Source organism: Paraburkholderia phenoliruptrix (assembly GCF_902859825.1).
Classification (GTDB): domain Bacteria; phylum Pseudomonadota; class Gammaproteobacteria; order Burkholderiales; family Burkholderiaceae; genus Paraburkholderia; species Paraburkholderia phenoliruptrix.
Window position 1 is genome coordinate 1 of sequence record NZ_CADIKB010000055.1, and the last position, 20,327, is coordinate 20,327.

General features: G+C 63.6%; 20 protein-coding genes. 14 read left to right on the top strand and 6 right to left on the bottom strand.

Annotated elements, in window-relative coordinates:
- Positions 1–122: 122 nt before the first annotated feature.
- A complete protein-coding gene (locus HV711_RS30340) occupies positions 123–899 on the bottom strand; it encodes an enoyl-CoA hydratase (protein ID WP_013589705.1) in 777 nt (258 codons plus the stop codon).
- Positions 900–1,030: 131 nt separating this feature from the next.
- Here HV711_RS30340 and paaN point away from each other — a divergent pair, with 131 nt between their 5' ends.
- The 5 genes from paaN (at position 1,031) to paaK (ending at position 6,898) form a co-directional block, all read left to right on the top strand.
- Positions 1,031–2,731, top strand: coding sequence for a phenylacetic acid degradation protein PaaN (gene paaN, locus HV711_RS30345; protein WP_035484082.1), 1,701 nt, complete (start codon positions 1,031–1,033; stop codon positions 2,729–2,731).
- A 125-nt stretch (positions 2,732–2,856) separates the two neighbouring features.
- On the top strand, positions 2,857–4,059 hold the full coding sequence (pcaF, locus tag HV711_RS30350) for a 3-oxoadipyl-CoA thiolase (RefSeq protein WP_035484086.1): 1,203 nt from the start codon (positions 2,857–2,859) through the stop codon (positions 4,057–4,059).
- Between the two features lie 46 nt (positions 4,060–4,105).
- Positions 4,106–4,897: a 2-(1,2-epoxy-1,2-dihydrophenyl)acetyl-CoA isomerase PaaG gene (paaG, locus tag HV711_RS30355; protein WP_035484081.1), complete on the top strand. Its 792-nt coding sequence runs from the start codon at positions 4,106–4,108 to the stop codon at positions 4,895–4,897.
- Position 4,898: 1 nt separating this feature from the next.
- Positions 4,899–5,378 carry a hydroxyphenylacetyl-CoA thioesterase PaaI gene (gene paaI / locus HV711_RS30360; protein WP_028362942.1) on the top strand — a complete coding sequence of 160 codons (480 nt, stop codon included), beginning with the start codon at positions 4,899–4,901 and terminating at the stop codon, positions 5,376–5,378.
- A 215-nt stretch (positions 5,379–5,593) separates the two neighbouring features.
- Positions 5,594–6,898, top strand: a complete 1,305-nt coding sequence (gene paaK / locus HV711_RS30365) for a phenylacetate--CoA ligase PaaK (RefSeq protein ID WP_035484080.1) — start codon at positions 5,594–5,596, stop codon at positions 6,896–6,898.
- Between the two features lie 147 nt (positions 6,899–7,045).
- Here paaK and mltA read toward each other — a convergent pair whose 3' ends face one another.
- Entirely contained in the window at positions 7,046–8,170 is a 1,125-nt protein-coding gene (gene mltA / locus HV711_RS30370; RefSeq protein ID WP_035484078.1) for a murein transglycosylase A, read from the bottom strand.
- A gap of 28 nt (positions 8,171–8,198) precedes the next feature.
- On the opposite strand from mltA, the gene HV711_RS30375 reads away from it, so the two are divergent.
- Positions 8,199–8,360 (top strand): hypothetical protein, encoded by a 162-nt coding sequence (locus HV711_RS30375; protein WP_028362945.1) that lies wholly within the window; start codon positions 8,199–8,201, stop codon positions 8,358–8,360.
- A gap of 90 nt (positions 8,361–8,450) precedes the next feature.
- Here the strand turns inward: HV711_RS30375 and apaG are convergent, their stop codons facing one another.
- Positions 8,451–8,825 carry a Co2+/Mg2+ efflux facilitator ApaG/CorD gene (apaG, locus tag HV711_RS30380; RefSeq protein ID WP_006052785.1) on the bottom strand — a complete coding sequence of 125 codons (375 nt, stop codon included), beginning with the start codon at positions 8,823–8,825 and terminating at the stop codon, positions 8,451–8,453.
- A gap of 376 nt (positions 8,826–9,201) precedes the next feature.
- Between apaG and rpe the strand changes: the two genes are divergently transcribed.
- The 8 genes from rpe (at position 9,202) to HV711_RS30420 (ending at position 16,675) form a co-directional block, all read left to right on the top strand.
- Positions 9,202–9,897, top strand: coding sequence for a ribulose-phosphate 3-epimerase (gene rpe / locus HV711_RS30385; protein ID WP_035484083.1), 696 nt, complete (start codon positions 9,202–9,204; stop codon positions 9,895–9,897).
- A 13-nt stretch (positions 9,898–9,910) separates the two neighbouring features.
- Positions 9,911–10,627, top strand: coding sequence for a phosphoglycolate phosphatase (locus HV711_RS30390; RefSeq protein WP_035484076.1), 717 nt, complete (start codon positions 9,911–9,913; stop codon positions 10,625–10,627).
- Between the two features lie 375 nt (positions 10,628–11,002).
- Positions 11,003–12,496, top strand: coding sequence for an anthranilate synthase component I (trpE, locus tag HV711_RS30395; RefSeq protein WP_035484074.1), 1,494 nt, complete (start codon positions 11,003–11,005; stop codon positions 12,494–12,496).
- 13 nt (positions 12,497–12,509) lie between these two features.
- Positions 12,510–13,103 (top strand): aminodeoxychorismate/anthranilate synthase component II, encoded by a 594-nt coding sequence (locus HV711_RS30400; RefSeq protein ID WP_013589716.1) that lies wholly within the window; start codon positions 12,510–12,512, stop codon positions 13,101–13,103.
- A 17-nt stretch (positions 13,104–13,120) separates the two neighbouring features.
- Complete coding sequence (trpD, locus tag HV711_RS30405; protein WP_028362947.1) at positions 13,121–14,152, top strand: anthranilate phosphoribosyltransferase; 1,032 nt, start codon at positions 13,121–13,123, stop codon at positions 14,150–14,152.
- Positions 14,153–14,182: 30 nt separating this feature from the next.
- Positions 14,183–14,980 (top strand): indole-3-glycerol phosphate synthase TrpC, encoded by a 798-nt coding sequence (trpC, locus tag HV711_RS30410; protein WP_013589718.1) that lies wholly within the window; start codon positions 14,183–14,185, stop codon positions 14,978–14,980.
- Between the two features lie 40 nt (positions 14,981–15,020).
- Positions 15,021–15,647, top strand: a complete 627-nt coding sequence (locus tag HV711_RS30415) for a CYTH domain-containing protein (protein ID WP_028362948.1) — start codon at positions 15,021–15,023, stop codon at positions 15,645–15,647.
- Between the two features lie 182 nt (positions 15,648–15,829).
- On the top strand, positions 15,830–16,675 hold the full coding sequence (locus HV711_RS30420; RefSeq protein ID WP_028362949.1) for a uracil-DNA glycosylase: 846 nt from the start codon (positions 15,830–15,832) through the stop codon (positions 16,673–16,675).
- A gap of 205 nt (positions 16,676–16,880) precedes the next feature.
- On the opposite strand, the gene HV711_RS30425 is transcribed toward HV711_RS30420, so the two are convergent.
- From HV711_RS30425 to HV711_RS30435, 3 genes are all read right to left on the bottom strand, one after another.
- The gene (locus HV711_RS30425) at positions 16,881–17,477 is read right to left on the bottom strand and encodes an FMN-dependent NADH-azoreductase (RefSeq protein WP_013589721.1); all 597 of its coding nucleotides are present in this window, start codon (positions 17,475–17,477) and stop codon (positions 16,881–16,883) included.
- A gap of 155 nt (positions 17,478–17,632) precedes the next feature.
- Entirely contained in the window at positions 17,633–19,423 is a 1,791-nt protein-coding gene (locus HV711_RS30430) for a M61 family metallopeptidase (RefSeq protein ID WP_035484072.1), read from the bottom strand.
- A gap of 94 nt (positions 19,424–19,517) precedes the next feature.
- Complete coding sequence (locus HV711_RS30435) at positions 19,518–20,243, bottom strand: DsbC family protein (protein ID WP_013589723.1); 726 nt, start codon at positions 20,241–20,243, stop codon at positions 19,518–19,520.
- Between the last annotated feature and the right edge of the window lie 84 nt (positions 20,244–20,327).

Genomic DNA, 20,327 nt, shown 5'->3' on the forward strand with positions numbered 1-20,327 from the left:
CACCGCCGGAAGCCTTGCCACTGCTGGCTTTCCCGCTTCCCGTGCCCCGGCGTCCGGAGCACGAAAGAGCGAGATTCTAGCGAGCCCCGCGACGGGTTGCAAGCGTTATTTTGACAAGCGTATTAACGGTGCTTGAAAACTGGCTTGCGCTTCTCGACGAACGCCGCCATCCCCTCTTTCTGGTCCTCCGTCGCGAACAGCGAATGGAAGAGCCGACGCTCGAAATGCACGCCCTCCGCAAGCGTCGTTTCGTACGCCCGATTCACCGACTCCTTCACCATCATGACGGCCGGCAGCGGGAACTCCGCGATCGTAGCGGCCGCGGAGATCGACTCCTCGATCAACGACGCAGCAGGAATGACCCGCGACACCAATCCGGCGCGCTCGGCTTCCGTGGCGTCCATGAAGCGCGCCGTCAGGCACAGGTCCATCGCCTTGGCCTTCGACACCGCGCGCGGCAAGCGCTGCGTGCCACCGGCGCCCGGCATGATGCCCAGCTTGATTTCCGGCTGACCAAACTTCGCAGTGTCCGCGGCGAAAATCATGTCGCACATCATCGCGAGTTCGCAGCCACCGCCCAACGCAAAGCCCGCCACCGCTGCAATGATCGGCTTGCGGATCGAGCGAACCGTCTCCCAGTTGCGCGTGATGTAGTCGCCCTTGTAGACGTCCATATAGGAATAGGTCGACATCATGCCGATGTCGGCACCGGCGGCGAACGCCTTCTCACTGCCCGTCACCACAATGGCGCCGATGCCGTCGTCGGCATCGAACGCGCGCAGCGCCGACCCCAGTTCGTCCATTAACGCATCGTTAAGCGCGTTCAACGCCTTTGGGCGGTTCAATGTGACCAAACCGACCCGCCCCCGCGTTTCGACCAGAATGTTCTCGTAAGCCATGCCGCCTCCTTGTGATCAATTGAGCGCGAAAAACGCTTCGCGCGGCCATCCTAATAATGCTAACATTCACCAACCAACCGGTCGGTCAATTATTCGACGGGCTTTCCTCAATACACAGCCAAGCCTTTGCCATGACACATCCGTTATTCACCAAGCACGAAGATACGCTGCAAAAGGCGCTCGCCGCGGCCGAGACGCGCGGTTACTGGAGCCCATTCGTCGAGATGCCCAGTCCGAAAGTGTACGGGGAAACCGCCAACGCGGACGGCGAAGCGGCCTTCAGAGCGCACCTGAACGCAGCCTTCGAGTTGGACCAACCGTCCACGGGGGAGACGGTCGGCGCGGAAGCGTCTCCTTTCGGCTTTCCGCTCGGCATTCGCTATCCCAAGTCCGATCCCGATGCACTGATCGCGGCCGCCGCGGCCGCTCAACGCAACTGGCGCGCCGCCGGGCCGAAGGCATGGATCGGCGTGTCGCTCGAAATTCTCGCCCGGCTCAATCGCGCCAGCTTCGAGATCGGCTATAGCGTGATGCATACGACCGGTCAGGCCTTCATGATGGCCTTCCAGGCGGGCGGCCCGCACGCACAAGACCGGGCGCTGGAAGCCGTGGTCTACGCGTGGGACCAGTTGCGCCGTATTCCCGCCGACGCCCATTGGGAAAAACCGCAAGGCAAAAACCCGCCGCTCGCCATGCACAAGCGTTACACCATCGTGCCTCGTGGCACAGGCCTTGTGCTCGGGTGCTGCACCTTCCCCACCTGGAACGGCTATCCAGGTCTTTTCGCCGACCTCGCCACAGGCAACGCCGTGATCGTGAAACCGCATCCCGGCGCGATTCTGCCGCTAGCGATCACCGTGCGCATTGCGCGCGACGTTCTGCGCGAAGCCGGTTTCGATCCGAACGTCATCACCCTGCTCGCCACTGAGCCTAACGACGGCGCGGTCGTCCAAAGCCTTGCCGTACGTCCGGAAATCAAGCTGATCGACTTCACGGGCAGCACGCAAAACGGCACCTGGCTCGAACGCAACGCGCACCAGGCACAGGTCTATACCGAGAAAGCCGGTGTCAACCAGATCGTGATCGACTCCGCTGACGACATCAAAGCCGTCGCCCGCAACATCGCGTTCTCTCTCGCGCTGTACTCCGGCCAGATGTGCACCGCGCCGCAGAACATCTATGTCCCGCGCTGCGGCATTCGTACCGCGGACGGCACGCTCACCTTCGACGAAATCGCGCAGGCCATAGCCGGCGCCGTGCAAAAACTGGTGGCGGACCCGGCCCGCGCCGTCGAACTACTCGGTGCCATTCAGAACGAAGGCGTCACGCAACGCATCGACGAAGCCGCGAAGCTCGGCCGGATTCTGGTCGAGAGTCAAACGCTCGAGCACCCCGCTTTTGCCGGCGCACGTGTGCGCACGCCGCTTGTGGTCCAGCTCGATGCCGCAACCGACCGCGCCCAATTCACCAAGGAATGGTTCGGTCCCATCTCCTTCGTCATTGCTACGGACTCGACCGCGCAATCTCTCGAACTTGCCGGGACGATTGCAGCCGAGCACGGCGCGCTCACTCTGTCCGTGTACAGCACCGATGAAGCTGTGCTCGAAGAAGCGCACGAGGCGTCGCTGCGCGGCGGTGTCGCGCTTTCGATCAACCTGACGGGCGGTGTGTTCGTCAACCAGTCGGCTGCGTTCTCCGATTTCCATGGCACTGGCGCGAACCCTGCGGCCAACGCCGCGCTTACCGATGCAGCCTTCGTCGCAAACCGTTTCCGTGTGGTCCAAAGCCGCGTACATGTTGAACCGAAAGCGGCGCCAGCGGTAGCTAGCTGAACGTCATAAGACAAAAGCACGGCTTCGTCCTATGCCTTTTGGCCGAATAGACCGCGCCGTGCCCGCCAACTAACATGAGACATCGGATCGGCATGCACCGCCGGTCCACCTGAGCAGGAATGGACATGAACGACGCCTTTATCTGCGACGCGATCCGCACTCCCATCGGCCGCTACGGCGGCACCCTGAAAGACGTCCGGGCCGACGACCTCGGCGCCGTGCCGATCAAGGCATTGATCGAGCGCAATCCTGGCGTCGACTGGCGTGCTGTGGACGACGTGATCTATGGCTGCGCGAACCAGGCCGGTGAAGACAATCGCAACGTGGCGCGCATGTCGGCGCTGCTCGCGGGACTTCCCACCGACGTACCGGGTTCGACGATCAACCGCCTGTGCGGCTCGGGCATGGACGCTGTCGGTAGCGCGGCGCGCGCCATCAAGGCGGGCGAAGCCCGGTTGATGATCGCCGGCGGAGTGGAAAGCATGACTCGCGCGCCGTTTGTAATGGGCAAGGCGGCGAGCGCGTTTTCGCGGCAAGCGGATATTTACGATACGACGATTGGCTGGCGCTTCGTCAATCCGCTCATGAAACGTCAGTATGGCGTCGACTCCATGCCCGAAACGGCGGAAAACGTCGCAGTCGAATTCGGAATCAGCCGTGCAGATCAGGACGGGTTCGCATTGGCCAGCCAGCAGAAGGCCGCGCGCGCGCAACGTGACGGCATGCTCGCGCAGGAAATCGTCGGTGTGGAAATCGCGCAGAAGAAGGGCGATCCCATTCGCGTGACGCTCGACGAGCATCCGCGCGAGACCTCGCTCGAAAGCCTGGCCAGGCTCAAGGGCGTGGTTCGTCCGGACGGCACCGTGACTGCCGGCAATGCGTCGGGCGTGAACGACGGCGCGTGCGCGCTGCTGCTAGCGAACCAGCAAGCCGCCGACCAATATGGGCTGCGCCGCCGCGCGCGCGTGGTGGGCATGGCAACGGCGGGCGTCGAGCCGCGCATCATGGGTATAGGGCCCGCGCCCGCCACGCAGAAGTTGCTCAAGCAACTCGGCATGAGTCTCGATCAGTTCGACGTGATCGAGTTGAACGAGGCATTCGCATCGCAAGGACTCGCGGTTCTGCGCACGCTCGGACTGCGCGACGACGACCCGCGCGTCAATCCGAACGGCGGAGCAATTGCCCTCGGGCACCCGCTCGGCGCATCGGGCGCGCGCCTCGTCACGACCGCGCTCTACCAGCTCGAGCGCTGCAACGGGCGCTTCGCGCTTTGCACCATGTGCATCGGCGTGGGCCAGGGCATCGCGCTCGTCATCGAGCGGCTCTGAAGTCAAGCGCTGCAGTTCCGCGAAAGAGACTTTGAGGAGACACCCAATGTCATACGAAGCGATCCGCCTCGCGTTCGACGCGTCGAGCCGCGTAGCGACCATTACGCTGAACCGCCCGGACAAGCTGAACAGCTTCACGCGTGCCATGCATGAGGAACTCGCGGCTGCGCTCGGCGAGGTAGAGGCGAACGGCGCTCGCGCGCTCGTCCTGACCGGCTCCGGCCGCGGATTCTGCGCGGGGCAGGACCTCGCCGATCTGGATTTCACGCCCGGCGCCATGACAGACCTGGGCGACTTGATCGACGCGCATTTCAACCCGCTGATTCGCCGCTTGCAAGCACTGCCGCTACCCGTGATCGCGGCAGTCAACGGCACGGCGGCCGGCGCCGGCGCCAATCTGGCGCTCGCCTGCGACATCGTGCTGGCGGCACGTTCGGCCAGCTTCATCCAGGCATTCGTGAAGATCGGTCTCGTGCCGGATTCAGGCGGCACCTGGTTCTTGCCGCAGCGCGTCGGCATGGCGCGCGCGATGGGACTCGCCATCACCGGCGACAAAGTCAGCGCAGAAAAAGCCGAAAACTGGGGGCTTATCTGGCAAGCAGTTGACGACGACGAGCTCGCCGCAGCCGCCACCAGACTGGCGGCGCAGCTCGCGCAGCAACCGACGCGCGCCATTGCCGCGATCAAGCAGGCCATGCGCGCCGGCGCGACGCAAACGCTCGATCAGCAACTCGACCTGGAGCGCGACCTGCAGCGCGAGCTGGGGGCGTCGCATGATTATGCGGAGGGCGTGCAAGCCTTCGTCGACAAGCGCGCGCCGCGCTTCGAGGGCCGCTGATATGTCGACGCAATCTCTTTATCCCGCGGAAATGACACCCGACGAACTCGCCCGCGCCACCGCCGCCGCGATGTACGAGAACGATGCGTGCAGCCGTGCGCTCGGCCTCGAAATCGTGGAAGTGCGCGCCGGCTATGCGCGTCTGCGGATGCCTGTGCGCGACGACTTTCTCAACGGCCATCAAATCTGCCATGGCGGACTGATCTTCACACTCGCAGATTCGAGCTTTGCGTTCGCTTGCAACTCGCGCAACCTCAACACCGTAGCGTCCGGTTGCTCCATCGAGTTTCTGCGTCCCGTGCATGGCGGTGACGTGCTCACTGCCGAGGCCGTCGAACAGACCTTGAACGGCCGCACCGGAATCTACGATATTCGCGTCACCAATCGTGCCGGCGACACAGTTGCCCTGTTTCGCGGCAAATCGGCGCAGATCAAGGGAAACGTCATTCCGCATACGCCGTCTGGCACGGGACCCGAGTAAGACGAGAAGAGACGCGACAGCGTCACCGCACAGAGAAGGCGTGCGGCAAGCGCTCCACCCGGGAGTCGCAAGTCCGCGGCAGTGATGAGCGGCGACACGGCAATCGATTCGCCGTGTCGCAGCGGCGCGCAGTCCGGCGCCCACGCTCGAATTTTGCGCTTGAGCGCAACCTATATCAGCCCCGCATTAGCATTGAGGCAGCAAGGAGACATGCAATGAGCCCCGCCCTTCCGCTCGATCCGATCGAGACCGCCAGCCGCGACGAACTTGCCGCGCTTCAACTTGAACGGCTCAAATGGTCGCTGAACCACGCTTACGAAAATTCACCGGTCTATCGTCGAAAATTTGACGAAGCGGGAATTCATCCGAGTGAACTGAAGACGCTCGCGGATCTTGCGCGCTTCCCGTTCACGACCAAGAAGGATTTGCGCGACAGCTATCCGTTCGGAATGTTCGCCGTGCCGCAAGAGCGCGTCTCGCGCATTCACGCTTCGTCCGGAACGACCGGCAAGCCGACCGTGGTGGGCTACACCGCTCGCGATATCGACACCTGGGCGAATCTCGTCGCGCGTTCGATCCGTGCGGCCGGCGCCAAACCCGGCGACAAAGTCCATGTGAGCTACGGCTACGGCCTCTTCACCGGCGGTTTGGGCGCGCATTATGGCGCCGAACGGGCGGGCCTCACCGTCATCCCGTTCGGCGGCGGCCAGACGGAAAAGCAGGTGCAACTGATCCAGGACTTCCGGCCCGACATCATCATGGTGACGCCGAGCTACATGTTGTCAATCGCCGACGAGCTGGAACGCCAGGGCATTGACCCTGCCACTTGCTCGTTGCGCATCGGCATCTTCGGCGCCGAGCCGTGGACCAACGACATGCGTCAGGCAATCGAAAGACGTATGGGAATCGACGCGGTCGACATTTATGGTTTGTCGGAAGTGATGGGACCGGGCGTGGCCTCGGAATGCGTCGAAACGAAAGACGGCCCGACCATCTGGGAAGACCATTTCTATCCTGAAATCATCGACCCGGAAACGGGCGAGGTTCTTCCGGACGGAGAACTGGGCGAGCTGGTGTTCACGTCGCTCACCAAGGAAGCGTTGCCGATCATTCGCTACCGCACGCGCGACCTCACGCGTCTCTTGCCCGGCAGCGCCCGCACCATGCGCCGCATGGAAAAAATCACCGGTCGCTCGGACGACATGATGATCGTGCGGGGCGTCAACGTATTCCCCACGCAAATCGAGGAGCTGCTGCTGAAGCAACACGCCCTCGCGCCTCACTATCAGATCGTGCTCACCAAGGAAGGTCCACTCGATGTGTTGACGCTGAACGTCGAGCCTTGCCCGGAAAGTGCGCCGGACGCCACCGTGCTAAGCGCGGCGAAGCAGGCGCTCGCGTACGACATCAAGGCGTTGATCGGCGTGAGCGCGGTCGTGAACGTGCTGCCGGTGAACGGAATCGAACGTTCGGTGGGCAAGGCGAGGCGCGTCGTCGACAAGCGCAAGTCCGGGCAGTGAACCCCGCCGTTTTTCGCCGAGGCTGCGGATAAGCGGTTAGCTCGGGCGCGGGGCGCACACCGCGGCAATGGGGCACGACGCGTCACGAGCGCCAGCGGCGCCCGAGTAGCCATCGCCGCGACACTGACGGAGAGGCTGCTGCCCACCCTAAGAATTCGGCAACAGCAACCACATCCGGCCGCCCTGCTTCATCTTGCCGGCGAGGTCGCCCGCGTCATCGCCGAGACCCCAGAAGTAATCGGCGCGCACGCCGCCCTTGATTGCCGAGCCGGTGTCCTGCGCAAATACGAGGCGGTTCATGGGCGAGTTCGTCAGCGGGCGCGTGGTCTGCAAGAACACCGGCGTGCCAAGCGGGATCGAGGTCGGATCGACGGCAATGGAGCGCTCCGGCGTCAACGGCACGCCAAGCGCACCGATGGGACCGTCCGCGCCGCCTTTGGGCGCGCTTTCCGCCGACGGCATCTCGCGGAAAAACACGAAACGGGGATTCGTATCCAGCAGCGCGTCCACGCGCCCGGGGTTCGCGCGCGCCCAGGCCTTGATGCCTTGCATGGTGGCTTGCGCAGGCGTCAGCTCGCCGCGGTCCAGAAGCCATCTTCCGATAGATTTGTACGGCTGGTTATTCGTGCCGCCAAAGCCCAGGCGCATTACGCTGCCGTCTTCCATGACGATCCGGCCGGAACCCTGCACTTGCAGGAAGAACGCTTCAATCGGGTCGTCGACCCAGACAAGCTCGTTGCCGTTCAGCACGCCCATTCGTTCGAGCTGCGCGCGCGGCGGCATCGGCGCACCCGGACGATAGCTGGATGGCCAGCGATACAACGCCGTTTGATACACGCCATGGCGAGTGCGCGACCCGCGCAGCAACGGCTCGTAATAACCGGTGACGAGGCCGTCAAGCGTGCCGTCGGTGTTGGCTAGCTGGAACGGCGTGAAATAGGCCTCAAAAAAAGCCCGCGCGCTCGTCACGTCGAGATCGTCCAGCTGCGCCGCTGCCGCACAGGCCCGTGCCCAATTCGGTTGACGCGCGAGCCTCAGGCAGTTCTGCCGCAAGGCGGCTGTGGCGCCAATCAGCGAATCGTCCTGCCAGCCGGGAACCTGCTGCCACGCTACCGCCGTGAGGCGCGTGGCGGCGATCTGGCCAGGAATGATCGCGGCGCCGGTAGGTGGCGAAGTTGCCGGCCGAACCGCCCCGCCGCCGCCACAGGCGGCGAGAATGGCCGCAGCCGACAGCGCACCGAGCCAGGCACCGGCCGCGCGGACAAAACGCATACAATGTTCGTTCTTGATGGAAACCGCCATGTCTGATCTGTTCGACGAATACCCAATGCTCATCTTCGCGCTGGAATCGCTTCTCGCGCTGTTCCTGCTCGTGTTCATCGTCGTGTGGACGTCATCCGGTAAAAAGAAAGCGGCGCGCGCCCACAGCCGCGAAACGCAAAAGCCGCCACAACCGCGCTGACGCAGCGCCCGTCTGCGCACTCCACTGCGCCGATGGAAGCCGCGTCGCCGCCGCATTGCCCAGTTAAAGACCGCGGGCAATGGTCCCGGTTCAATGCAGCGTGCGCGGCATGCGCAGAATGAACTCCGGCACCGGCGCGTCGAAACGCTCACCGTCCTCAGCCACGCAGAAGTACTCTCCTCGCATCGTGCCGACCGGCGTGGCGATGACCGCCCAGCTCGTGTATTCGAACTGCTCGCCGGGTTTGAGGAGCGGCTGGTGGCCAACCACGCCGAGACCCTTCACTTCCTGCACCGTCTTTTCACTGTCTGTGATCACCCAATGCCGCGCGATCAGTTGCGCGGGCACCTGACCGGTATTGCGGATGGTCAGCGTATAGGCGAACGCATACTGGCGGCGCTCCGGGTCCGACTCCTCGGGCAGAAACTGCACCTGCGCCGACACGCTGAATTCGTACTGGCTCATCCTGATTCCAATCTGGTGAAACGGTGCGACAAGATCGCTGGAAAGCCCGAGCGCCAACGGCTTCAGGCCCCTCGACGCCGATGCGCCATGGTTTGGCATTCTGCGTCATGAGCGAGGCGCCCGCAACCGGACATAACCTTTGGGCTAGGGCGCATAAGGCGCCTCGGGCGCTCACGGCCTTCGCGCGGCTTCGGATTCGACGCCGGCAAGCCAGTAGCGGCAAAACTGCAAGGGACCGCCACGAGAACCGCCCTCCGTCGCTCGGCCACTCCCGCCATCCGGCCGTTCTCCGCGCTCGGCCGCACCACTCGCCGCACTGCCCACCACCCGCACAAAAGGTAAAATGGCGCTTTCCCGCTTGCATCCGCCCGCCGCCATGACGCAATTCCGCATCGCCCCCAGCATTCTGTCAGCCGACTTCGCCCGCCTCGGCGAAGAAGTCCGCAACGTCGTCGCCGCCGGCGCCGACTGGATCCATTTCGACGTGATGGACAACCATTACGTGCCGAACCTGACTATCGGTCCGCTCGTATGCGAAGCCATCCGTCCGCATGTGGACGTGCCCATCGACGTGCATCTGATGGTGCGCCCCGTCGACCGTATCGTGCCGGACTTCGCGAAGGCGGGTGCGAATCTGATCAGCTTCCACCCGGAAGGCTCGGACCACATAGACCGCACGCTGTCGCTGATCCGCGATCATGGCTGCAAGGCAGGCCTCGTCTTCAATCCCGCCACCTCGCTGAGTTACCTCGATCACGTGATGGACAAGCTCGACCTTGTGCTCATCATGTCGGTGAATCCGGGCTTCGGCGGTCAGTCGTTCATTCCCGAGGCGCTCAACAAGCTGCGCGAAGCGCGCAAGCGGATCGACGCGTACAAGGCGCGCACCGGCCGCGAAATCCATCTCGAAGTGGACGGCGGCGTCAAGGTCGACAACATTGCCGAAATCGCCGCGGCCGGCGCGGACACGTTCGTGGCGGGCTCGGCGATCTTCGGCCAGCCGGATCACAAGGTCGTGATCGACAAGATGCGCGCTGCGCTCACCAACATCCAGCACCAAGCCCAGCACTGATACCGCGCGCCCGATGACCGCTCCGTTCCCCGCCCCGACTTTCACCGGCTTGCGCCTGCAGGCCGCGATCATCGACCTCGACGGCACGATGATCGACACCGCCGACGACTTCACCGCCGGTCTCAACGGCATGCTCGCGCAGCTCGACGCGGAGGAAACCTCGCGCGAGGAAGTGGTCGGCTATGTCGGCAAAGGCTCGGAGCATCTGATCCGCAGCGTGCTCGCGCCGCGCTTCGAAGCGGAGCACGCGCAAGACCGTTTCGACGAGGCGCTCGCCATCTTTCAGGCGGAGTACGCGAAGATCAACGGTCTGCACACGCGCCTTTATCCCGACGTGGAAGCCGGCCTCGCCGCGCTGCGCGACGCCGGCCTGAAGCTCGCGTGCGTGACCAACAAACCGCACCGCTTTGCCGTCGAGCTGCTCGCGCAATATGGCCTCGCGCACCATTTCAGCGTGGTGCTGGGCGGCGACAGTCTGCCTAAGAAAAAGCCCGATCCGCTGCCCATGCTCACGGCTGCGGCGCAACTGGGCGTCGATCCGCGTGCCACGGTCGCGATCGGCGATTCGGAAAACGACGCACTGGCGGGCCGCGCGGCCGGCATGGCGACGCTGACCGTGCCGTACGGCTACAACCATGGCCAAGCTATACAAACAATAAAATCCGATGGTATAGTTGCCTCGCTGCTCGACGCCGCCAACGCGATCGCAGCGCACCATTCCACGACTTGAAAAGTCCTTCATCCTCATGTTTCTGAATAAAAAACGGAGTCTGATTAGCATCGACCGGGGAGCCTGGCCCTGGCGTCGCTGGTCGCGCTAACCTCGCCCGAGGTACGCTGAAGCTCGTCTTCGGCAACCGTTTTTTACTTCGCTGCGCTCACGCGTTTTTCCCTCGTTCGCATCGCTGTACTCAGCTGCATCGGTTGATTCGGCCTGCGTGTGCTTGCACAGTACCGCTGGCGCCGGAACTCCGTGCTTGCGTCGATGGGAAAATCGCGCCGGTCGGTTCATCATCGCCAATATCGAACGAACGCCTGACCGGCTGCGCTATGCCCCGCTTTGTCCGACGCACGCTGCCGCCGGACCTATGAACAGGATCGGAACATGACCGAACTCGAATTCCAGTCCCTCGCCAACGAGGGCTTCAACCGCATCCCGCTGATCGCCGAAGCGCTCGCCGACCTCGAAACGCCGCTTTCGCTATACCTGAAGCTCGCGCAAACGGAGCGCAACGGCGCGAATTCGTTCCTGCTCGAATCCGTGGTGGGCGGCGAGCGCTTCGGCCGCTATTCGTTCATCGGCCTGCCGGCGCGCACACTCGTGCGCACGCGCAACGGCGTCTCCGAAGTAGTGCGCGACGGTAAGGTCGTCGAAACCCATGACGGCGATCCGCTCGAGTTCATCCAGCAATTCCAGGGCCGCTTCAAGGTCGCCCAGCGCCCGGGCTTGCCGCGTTTCGCGGGCGGCCTCGCCGGTTACTTCGGCTACGACGCAGTGCGTTACATCGAGAAAAAACTCGCACATACCGCGCCGAAAGACGATCTGAACCTGCCGGACATCCAGTTGCTTCTGACAGAAGAAGTCGCGGTAATCGACAACCTCGCGGGCAAGCTGTACCTCGTGATCTACGCCGACCCGACACAGCCCGAGGCCTACACGAAGGCGAAGCAGCGTCTGCGCGAACTGCGTCAGCGCCTGCGCGCGACGGTCGAGCCGCCGGTTACATCGGCGAGCGTGCGCACCGAAACCTATCGCGAGTTCGCAAAAGACGATTATCTGGCCGCCGTGCGCAAGGCCAAGGAGTACATCGCCGCGGGCGAACTCATGCAGGTGCAGGTCGGCCAGCGTCTGACGAAGCCGTATCGCGACAATCCGCTGTCGTTGTATCGCGCGCTGCGTTCGCTGAATCCGTCGCCTTATATGTATTACTACAATTTCGGCGACTTCCACGTGGTCGGCGCGTCGCCCGAAATTCTGGTGCGCCAGGAAAAGCGCGGCGAAGACCGCATCGTCACGATTCGCCCGCTCGCCGGCACGCGTCCGCGCGGCAACACGCCCGAGCGCGACGCCGAACTCGCGACGGAACTGCTCAACGACCCGAAGGAAATCGCCGAACACGTGATGCTGATCGACCTCGCGCGCAACGACGTGGGCCGGATCGCACAAATCGGCTCGGTCGTCGTCACAGACAAGATGGTGATCGAGAAATACTCGCACGTGCAGCACATCGTGAGTTCGGTGGAAGGCAAGCTGAAGCCCGGCACGACCAATTTCGACGTGCTGCGCGCCACCTTCCCTGCGGGCACATTGTCCGGCGCGCCGAAGGTCCGCGCGATGGAACTGATCGACGAGCTCGAACCCGTGAAGCGCGGCCTCTACGGCGGCGCAGTCGGCTATCTGTCGTTCACCGGCGAGATGGACCTCGCCATCACGATCCGCACCGGCGTGATCGCCAACGGCAATCTGTACGTGCAGGCGGCTGCGGGTGTCGTCGCCGATTCGGTGCCCGAATCCGAATGGCAAGAGACCGAAAACAAGGCGCGCGCCGTGCTGCGCGCGGCCGAGCAGGTCCAGGACGGCCTCGATAGCGACTTCTGACCGGAGACACACCATGCTGCTCATGATCGACAATTACGACTCGTTCACCTACAACCTGGTGCAGTACTTCGGCGAACTCGGCGAAGACGTGCGCACCTATCGGAACGACGAAATCACGCTGGACGACATCGCAAAGCTCAACCCCGAGCGAATCTGCCTGTCGCCCGGTCCGAGCAATCCGCAACACGCGGGCATCACGCTCGACGTGCTGCGCGAATTTTCCGGCAAGACGCCAATTCTCGGCGTGTGCCTCGGCCATCAGGCCATCGGCGAAGCATTCGGCGGGCGCGTGGTGCGCGCGCAAACCATCATGCACGGCAAGGTCAGCACGATCGAAACCGACTGCAAAGGCGTATTCGCCGATCTGCCGAAGCATTTCGTCGTGACGCGCTATCACTCGCTCGCCATCGAACGCGAATCGCTGCCCGATTGCCTCGAAGTGTCGGCGTGGACCGAAGACGGCGAAATCATGGGCGTGCGTCACAAGGAGCTAGCGGTTGAAGGCGTGCAGTTCCATCCGGAATCCATTCTTTCCGAACACGGCCACGCGCTGCTCGAGAACTTCGTGAAGCAGTCCAAAGCGAAGACCGCCCAACGCACCGCCTGATGAAGCGAGACGACATCATGACCATCACGCCCCAGGAAGCGCTGCAGCGGACCATCGAGCACCGCGAGATTTTCCACGACGAAATGCTGCATCTGATGCGCCTCATCATGCGCGGCGAACTGTCGCCCGTCATGGCCGCCGCGATCATTACCGGCTTGCGCGTCAAAAAAGAGACCATCGGCGAAATCACCGCCGCCGCCACGGTGATGCGTGAATTTGCCCGGCACGTCGACGTGCAGGACAACTCGAACTTCGTCGATATCGTCGGTACCGGCGGCGACGGCTCGCATACCTTCAACATCTCCACGGCGACCATGTTCGTGTCGGCCGCGGCCGGCGCGAAAGTCGCGAAGCACGGCAACCGCGGCGTGTCGAGCAAGTCGGGCAGCGCGGACGTGCTCGAAGCGCTCGGGGTGAATATCGACCTGCAGCCGGAACAGGTGGCCGCATCCATCGCGGAAACCGGCATGGGCTTCATGTTCGCGCCGAACCATCACCCGGCCATGAAGAACATTGCGCCCGTGCGCCGCGAACTCGGCGTGCGGACCATTTTCAACATTCTCGGTCCGCTCACCAATCCGGCCGGCGCGCCGAATCAATTGATGGGCGTGTTTCACGCGGATCTGGTCGGCATTCAGGTTCGCGTGATGCAGCGTCTCGGCGCAAAGCACGTGCTGGTTGTGTACGGCATGGACGGCATGGACGAAGTGTCGCTGGGCGCGGCGACGCAAGTCGGCGAATTGCGCGACGGCGAGGTGCACGAGTACGAGATTCATCCGGAAGACTTCGGCATGCAGATGGTGTCGAACCGCACGCTGAAAGTCGCGGACGCCGCCGAATCGAAAACCATGCTGCTCGAAGCGCTCGACAACAAGCCGGGCGTCGCGCGCGAGATCGTCACGCTGAACGCGGGCACGGCGCTTTATTCGGCAAACGTGGCGTCGTCGATTGCGGACGGCATTCAGCTTGCGCGCGAAGCGATTGGGAGCGGCAAGGCTCGCGCGAAAGTCGACGAGCTGATCCGCTTCACGCAGCAATTCAAGCACTGATTACGTAGCAACCATCGTAGCGAGACACCTATGAGCGACATCCTCGACCGTATCATCGCGGTCAAACGCGAAGAAGTCCGCGCGGCCGAACAAAGCGCCCCGCTCGAAGAGCTGCGCCTCGAAGCTTCTTCGCGCGACATTCGCGATTTCGTCGGTGCATTGCGCGCGAAGCACGCAGCGGGGCTTGCCGCTGTGATCGCCGAAGTGAAGAAGGCGAGCCCCTCCAAAGGCGTGCTGCGCGAAGACTTCGTGCCCGCGCAGATCGCGCGTTCTTACGAGCAGCACGGCGCGGCCTGCCTGTCCGTGCTGACCGACGTGCAGTTCTTTCAGGGCAGCGTCGCGTATCTGGAACAGGCGCGCGCCGCCTGCCAGTTGCCGGTGCTGCGCAAGGACTTCATCGTCGATCCGTACCAGATCGTCGAGGCGCGCGCCATGGGCGCGGACGCGATCCTGCTGATCGCCGCCGCGCTCGAAACCTCGCAGATGCAGGATCTCGAAGCGCTCGCGCATTCGCTCGGGCTTGCCGTGCTCGTCGAAGTACACGACCGCGAAGAGCTGATGGAGGCGCTCACGCTGAAAACGCCGCTCATCGGCATCAACAATCGCAATCTGCGCACCTTCGAGACGTCGATCGAAACGACAATCGGCATGCTCGAGGCCATTCCCGACGACCGTATCGTCGTAACGGAATCGGGCATTCTGGGGCGAGCGGATGTCGAACGGCTGCGCGCGAAGGACGTGAATACGTTCCTCGTCGGCGAGGCGTTCATGCGCGCCGACGAGCCGGGCGTGGAGCTTGCTCGCATGTTCTTTCCCGGCGCGGCGTGATGTCAGTGCGTCGCGTTTAGCAAAAACAGCGGAGCAGACCATGGGCATGGAACGCGAGATCAAGTTGCTGCTGCCGGCCGCGCAGGTCAAGGCGGCCGGTGGCTGGTTCGCCGCGCGCACCGGCGAGGAAGGCCGCGCGATCAGGTTGTCGAACATTTACTTCGATACGCCGCAACTCGCGCTCGCAGCGTCGAAGAGCGCGCTGCGTTTGCGCCATACCCCGGACGGCTGGCTGCAAACCTTCAAAACGGTGGGCAACGCGACGAACGGGTTGCATAGCCGTCACGAGTGGGAAATGCCTGTCGCGGGCGAGGCGCTCGACATCGACGCATTGCTGTGCGACTGCGACGAGCCTGCGGCGGCAGAAGCGCTGCGCCAAGCGGCGCCCCAGCTGATCGAACTCTTCCGCACCGATTTCACCCGCACGCTGTGGCAGGTGAGCGTCGACGGTTCGGAGGTCGAAGCCGCAATCGATCAAGGCAACGTGCTTACCGAAGTGAACGGCGAGTTGCGTCGTGCGCCCATCTCGGAGATCGAACTCGAACTGAAATCCGGCGACGAAGCCGCGCTGCACGCGCTCTGCGCCGAACTCGGCAAAGCGGTCGCGGGCCTTGAGCCGGAAAACATCAGCAAGGCGCAGCGCGGATATCAGTTGCGGGCAGGCTGAGCGGCGCGCCGTCTCGCGAACGGCTGCTGGGCTCCGTCGGCAGCCGGCCTTCTTTCAACGATGCTCACCGCTTCCCACCGATGGTCGCGGCTTCTCACCGCTGCGTCGCCCTGCACGGCATCTAAAGAGGCGCCGCCGCCGCGACTTGAGCCGTATCCCGTTTGCTGCGACACTTCTGCGCCATGACTTCCTCATCCCATACACGCTCGACGCGGTCGCAGGCGTCCCAGGCATCGCTGTTCGGCGACGACGCTGCACCGGCCAGTGCAGCCTCCGCCGCGCCGCCACCGCACACGACCGCCAGCACGCCGCCCACGCTGGAAGCGCAATTCGCCGCCCTGCCCGCTGCCTGGCGCGCGCATCTGAAACCGTTTATTGAAAGCGACGCTTATGCGCCGCTCTGCCGTTTCGTCGACGGTGAGCGCGCCGCAGGCAAAACCGTGTATCCCGCCGACGTGTTCCGCGCGCTGCGCCTGACGAGCCCCGACGAAGTGAAAGTCGTGATTCTCGGCCAGGACCCGTATCACGGCGAAGACCGCGGCACGCCGCAAGCACACGGGCTCGCGTTTTCCGTCGCGCCAAACGTGCGCACGCCGCCGTCGCTGCGCAACATCTTCAAGGAAATCGCTGCCAGCCTCGGCCACGAACCTCCGCGTCACGGATGCCTCGACACCTGGGCGAGACAAGGTGTGCTACTGCTGAACACCGTGCTGACCGTCGAGCGCGATTCGGCAGCGAGCCACGCCAAACGCGGTTGGGAGAAATGTACGGACACGCTGATTCACGAACTCGCGATGCGCCACGACGGTCTCGTGTTCATGCTCTGGGGCGCGCACGCACAGGCAAAGCGCGCGCTGCTCGGCGGCAAATCGCATTACGTGCTGGAGGCGCCGCATCCGTCGCCGTTGTCGGCGCATCGGGGTTTTCTCGGCTGCGGACATTTTGCCAAGGCGAACGAGTATCTCGTGCAGCACGGCCGCAAACCGATCGACTGGCGTCTGCCCGACGAAGCACAAATGCTCGCGTAGGCGGCAGCAACGCGCGTGGGTCGGCGCAACGCCGATCGCGCACGCCAGACAAAAAACGCCACGCGGCCCAAAGCCGGTGGCGTTTTTTTTGCAGTGTGCCGGAAGGCGCTGCGGCGAAGTGGCGGTAACGCTGCTCGAGTCGCCCGGTTAGACGCTACCCGTGCGGCATCCCAAGACGCACCCCAGGCATCGCCGAGCCCGCACCTCAAGCAGCAGCAATCGCTTCGCGTGCCGAAGCCAGCGCGGCGCTCGCCGCGTCGGGGCCCATGTTCAGGCCTTCCGCGTAGATGAAGCTCACGTCGGTCATGCCGAGGAAGGCTAGGAAGGTCTTCAGATACGGCGTCTGGCTGTCGTTCGGCGTGCCCAGATACTTGCCGCCGCGTGCCGACACGACATAAACCTTCTTGCCCGTCACGAGGCCTTCCGGACCGTTCGCGGTATAGCGGAACGTGATGCCGGCGCGCGCCAGGAAGTCGAAGTACGTCTTCAGTTGCGACGAGATGCCGAAGTTGTACATCGGCGCGCCGATCACGATGATGTCGGCGGCTTGCAGTTCGGCGATCAGCGCGTCGCTGCGTGCGGCGATCGCGGCTTGCTCAGCCGTGCGCTGGTCAGCCGGCGTGAAGAACGCGCCGAGCACGGCGTCGTCCAGGTGGGGCAGCGGTTCGGCTTGCAGATTACGGACGACGACTTGCGCGCCCGGGTTCGACTGTTGCAGCTTGTCGGTCAGTTCGTTCACAAGCAGCGTCGAGTTTGCGCCTTGCGAGCGGGCCGCCGAGTTGATTTGCAGGATCGTGGTCATGGTTGACTCCAGTAGGGGGCGCGCAGCGTTGCGCGAGTGGAGCCATTGTGTTTTTTTACCGACCCGGGAAAAAGCCGTCCGGCGGCGACGGATTGTTGCACTGATAGAACAATCCGCCGCTTGCCAAGGCCAATTGACGTTATCGCAGATTACAATTAGCTTGCGAGCCAGCGCTCGCGTGCCTTCTTGGTGGCGGGCCGCTTGTCGCTGGCGGTGAGCTTGTAGCGCGACACGTCGGGCCCGTCCAGCTTGAGTTGCGCGGTGCGCAGCTCGTCCCGGCGAAACGCATGCACTTCGACTTGGGCGCCCGGCTGGTAGCGCGCGAGGAGCGCATCCAGATTCGAGCCGGTCACGCGCAGGCCGTCGAATGCGATGAGCACGTCGCCGGCCGAGAGCCCGGCCTTCTGCGCAGCGCTACCCTCGTGAACCGCGGCCAGCGTGCAGTCCGCGCCGCCGCGCACGCGTGCGCCCAGCGAGGGCTTGCCATTCTTGTCGGGTTCCGGCGCGATCGTCACGCCGAACGGCTCCAGCAGCGTTTCCAGCGGCAAATCGCGCGTGCCGTGGACAGCTTGCGTGAACAACTCGCCCAGTTCCACGCCGGTCGCCTCGGTGAAAAGCACCTCGATTTCGCTTTCCTCGACGCCGACCGGCTTGCCCAGGTAGAAGTCGCGGCCAAAACGCTGCCACAACAGGCGCATCACGTCGTCGAGAGACTTGCGGTTGCTGGTTTCTGCGCGAATCGCAAGGTCGAAGGAAAGCGCAACGAGCGAGCCCTTCGCGTAATAGCTGACAATCGCGTTCGGCGCGTTTTCATCTTGCCGATAGTATTTGACCCACGCGTCGAACGAACTTTCGGCGACGGTCTGCTTCGTCCGCCCGCTGCCGCGCTGCACGCCGCCGATCACCTTGCCGAGCATGCCAAAATAATCGTCCTGTGAAATCAGACCGCTGCGCACGAGAATCAGGTCGTCGTAATAAGACGTGAAACCTTCGAAAAGCCACAGCAGCGACGTGTAATTCTCCACGGAAAGGTCATACGGCGCGAACATCGCCGGCTTGATCCGCTTCACGTTCCAGGTGTGGAAATATTCGTGGCTGCACAAGCCGAGGTAGGTGCGGTAGCCCTCCGTCAGTACCTCCCGGCCTTGTACCGGCAGATCGCCGCGATTGCAGATCAGCGCCGTCGACGCGCGGTGCTCGAGTCCGCCATAACCGTCGGTGACGGCTTGCGTCATGAACACATAGCGGTCCACCGGCGCCTTCTTCGACTTCGGCTCGAAAAGCGCGATCTGCACCTCGCAAATGCGCTTGAGGTCCGCGCAAAGCCGCGGCATGTCGAGCCCGATCACGCGTCCCGCGATCACCACGTCGTGCGGCACGCCGTGAGCCTTGAAGGTGGCGAGCTCGAATTCGCCGAGCGTCACCGGATGGTCGATCAGTTCGTCATAGTTTTGCGCGCGATATTCGCCAAAGCCGTAGCGCTTCGTGCCGCGCGCCTCCGGCAGCGCCGTCGCGACGCGCCAGTTGCGATACGCGGCGCCTTCGGGCTTCTGAATGTCGACCACGCACTGCGCATCCTCGTGACCAAGCGGCGACACAAACACGCTCGTGCCGTTGAAAAAGCCCGTGGTGTCGTCCAGATGCGCCGCGCGCACCGACAGATCCCACGCGTAAACCTCATAGCGCAGCGTCAGCGCGCCTTTCACCGGCGCCGCCTGCCACGTGTGCTTGTCGGTTTTCTCGACGCGCACCTTGCGGCCCGCGTCATTGAATGCGCGCAGCGTGACGATGTTGCGCGCAAACTCCCGCACCATATAGCTGCCGGGAATCCACACCGGCAGCATGAAACGCTGGCCGGCCGGATCGGGATCGGCGACGGTGACGGTGACTTCGAAGAGATGGGCGGCGGGTTGCTTCGGAACGATGGTGTAGCGGATCGGCTTCATCGGCGGCGCTTGTTTTTCGGGCTTGAATGTTTGAGGAGCTTGATGCGAAAGGAGGCGCCAGTCGCGCCTCCTTTGTCAGATGTGAACCGCGTGCTCAATGCACCGCGGCCATTTCCTTGTCGAGCCGGTCGGCCGGCACGGCGCCGGGCAGGCGGCGGCCGTCGGCGAGAAATACGGTCGGCGTGCCTTCGACGTTCATCGCGTGGCCGAGCGCGAGGTTCTTGTCGATCGCGGCGGTGTCGCAGGTGCCGGCGGCCGTGGGCGCCTGATGATCCTGCATCCACGACTCCCAGGCTTTCGCACGGTCCGTCGAGCACCAGATGGACTTCGACTTGGCAGTGGAATCCGGCGACAACACCGGGTACAGGAAGGTATAGACCGTCACGTTGTCGATTGACTTCAGCGTGGTTTCGAGCTGCTTGCAGTACGGGCAGTTCGGATCGGAGAACACGGCAATCTTGCGCGAGCCGTTGCCCTTCACGACCTTGACCGCATTCGCAAACGGCAGGCTCGCGAAATCGATACGGTTCGTTTCCGACAGACGCGCGTCCGTCAGATTCTTGCGCGTCTTGGTGTCGACCATGTCGCCGAGCAGCAGATAGTCGCCGTTCGCGTCGCTATAGACGATCTGGTTGCCGAGGTTCACTTCGTAAAGGCCGGCGATCGGCGACTTTGTCACACTCTTGATGGTCACGTCGGCAAGGCGGCTTTGCAGCGTGGCCTTGAGCTTGTCGGTGGACTGGTCGGCCTGCGCGGAGCAGCCGAAGGTGACGGCAGCGATCGCGAGCACGGCTGCGGCCATGCGGAAGGTTCTTTTCATGCTGAATTCCTGGTTCAATCGCGGGCGTGGCGCACGCGTTGGCGTTTTGCGAGGTTCGCGCGGTGACGCGAACCGCCGCTGTGC